Raw genomic sequence first — 2,088 nt, 5'->3', positions numbered from 1 at the left:
CGCTTCAACCACAACAAACTGCTGATCGACCCGTACGCCAAGCAATTGGTCGGCGAGCTGAAATGGTCGGAGGCGCTGTTCGGCTACACCATCGGCCACCCCGACGCCGACCTCAGTTTCGACGAGCGTGACAGCGCGCCATTCGTGCCCAAGTGCAAGGTCATCGACCCGGCGCACACCTGGGGCAACGACCATCGCGTCAGCGTGCCGTGGGACAAGACCATCATTTATGAAACCCACGTGCGCGGCATCAGCATGCGTCACCCGTCGGTGCCGGAAAACCTGCGTGGCACTTTCGGCGGCCTGATGGTCGACGACGTGCTCGAGCACATTCGCAAGCTCGGCGTGTCTTCTGTCGAACTGCTGCCGATCCATGCTTTCGTCAACGATCAGCATCTGCTGCAAAAGGGCATGACCAACTACTGGGGCTACAACAGCATCGCGTTCTTCGCCCCGGACCCGCGTTACCTGGCCAGTGGCAAGATTGCCGAATTCAAGGAAATGGTCGCGCATCTGCACGATGCCAACCTCGAAGTGATTCTCGACGTGGTCTACAACCACACCGCCGAAGGCAACGAGCAAGGTCCGACCCTGTCGATGCGCGGTATCGACAACGCCTCCTACTACCGCTTGATGCCCGACGACAAGCGCTACTACATCAACGATTCCGGCACCGGTAACACGCTGGACCTGAGCCACCCGTGCGTGCTGCAAATGGTCACTGACTCTCTGCGCTACTGGGCCAGTGAGATGCACGTCGATGGCTTCCGCTTCGACCTGGCAACCATTCTTGGCCGCTACCACGATGGTTTCGACGAGCGCCACAGCTTCCTCGTCGCCTGCCGTCAGGATCCGGTGCTGCGTCAGGTGAAAATGATCGCCGAACCCTGGGACTGCGGCCCCGGCGGTTATCAGGTCGGCAACTTTCCACCGGGCTGGGTTGAGTGGAACGACAAGTTCCGCGACACCGTGCGCGCGTTCTGGAAAGGCGACGACGCTCAGCTTGCCGATTTCGCCAGCCGTATGACCGCTTCCGGCGAGATGTTCAACCAGCGCGGGCGCCGGCCGTATTCGTCGGTGAACTTCATCACCGCCCACGACGGTTTCACTCTCAACGATCTGGTGTCGTACAACGACAAGCACAACGAAGCCAACGACGAGAACAACCAGGACGGCAGTAACAACAACCTGTCGTGGAACCACGGCGTCGAAGGCCCGACCGACGATCCGGAAATCAACGCTTTGCGCCATCGGCAGATGCGCAACTTCTTCGCCACGCTGCTGCTGGCCCAGGGCACACCGATGATCGTTGCCGGTGACGAATTCGCCCGCACCCAGGACGGCAACAACAACGCCTATTGCCAGGACAGCGAAATCGGCTGGGTCAACTGGGACCTGAGCGAGGACGGCAAGGCCCTGCTCAAGTTCGTCAAACGCCTGATCAAGCTGCGCCTGACTTATCCGATCCTGCGTCGCGGACGCTTCCTGGTCGGCGAGTACAACGAAGACATCGGCGTCAAGGACGTGACCTGGCTGGCACCGGACGCTACCGAGATGACCACCGAGCACTGGCACGATGCGCACAACCGCTGCCTCGGCATGCTGCTCGACGGACGCGCGCAGGAAACCGGCATCCGCCGCAAAGGTGCCGACGCGACCCTGTTGCTGGTGGTCAACGCACACCACGACATCGTCAACTTCACCCTGCCGGAAGTGCCGGACGGCGGCTTCTGGACCTGCATGATCGACACCAATCAGCCGTCGATTCGCGGTCAGGAACGCTTTGACTTCGGCCATGAATATTCGGTGACCGGGCGTTCGTTGCTGCTGTTCGAACTGCAACGTGACGAAGAAGATTGATATGGACTTTCAACATTATCTGGCCCGCCGTCCGCCAGATTACGCCGACACCAATGCCCTCGGCCGTTGCCTGCGGGCAATGGTCGAGGCCGGCCTCGACCGCTTGCCGTTGCCCGGCAGCGGTCACACGCTGGAGCGCTTTCAGCGTCTCTCGGAAGTCGGTGGACACGATTTAGGCCTGTGCAAACTCTATGAAGGCCACACGGATGCGCTGGCGATCATCGAGCA

At 60.8% G+C, this 2,088-nt stretch carries 1 protein-coding gene and 1 pseudogene; both read left to right on the top strand.

What is annotated here, in order from left to right; all coding sequences use genetic code 11:
- Nucleotides 1-1,860: glycogen debranching protein GlgX (gene glgX, locus OQK_RS23940; RefSeq protein WP_016774642.1), on the top strand; the 1,860-nt coding region annotated here is incomplete at its 5' end.
- 1 nt (nt 1,861) lies between these two features.
- Nucleotides 1,862-2,088: pseudogene (locus OQK_RS23935) on the top strand (acyl-CoA dehydrogenase); the annotation flags it as partial.

Source organism: Pseudomonas sp. R62 (assembly GCF_000257605.1).
Taxonomy (GTDB): Bacteria; Pseudomonadota; Gammaproteobacteria; order Pseudomonadales; family Pseudomonadaceae; genus Aquipseudomonas; species Aquipseudomonas atacamensis.
This window is presented reverse-complemented; position numbering and strand designations above follow the sequence as displayed.